1 protein-coding gene is annotated in these 246 nt (G+C 36.2%); it reads left to right on the top strand.

The genetic code is table 11. The annotated features are described in order from the left end of the window. On the top strand, window positions 1-107 hold a 107-nt coding region (locus SB775_RS32675), incomplete at its 5' end, for a TatD family hydrolase (RefSeq protein ID WP_410865449.1). Between the last annotated feature and the right edge of the window lie 139 nt (window positions 108-246).

A 246-nucleotide genomic window follows, 5' to 3' on the forward strand; every position in this document is an offset into this window, starting at 1 on the left:
ATGTGAAATATATCGCAGAGCAAATTGCCGAATTACGAGAAATCAGCTTTGAAGAGCTTGCTGAATTGACAACAGAAAATGCGAAAAAAGTTTTCCGTATAAACTGACAGTATATGATGTCAAATCTTGTTTAAGCCTGTCCAATTGTGAAACATAACGAAAAAGTTCTACACGTTTGCTGTTCCTCATAGGATAAGTTGTCGATAAGTCTTTCTTCCCTTCCTTCCATAAATCTCCCATAATAGG

It is taken from the genome of Peribacillus sp. SIMBA_075 (assembly GCF_046534585.1).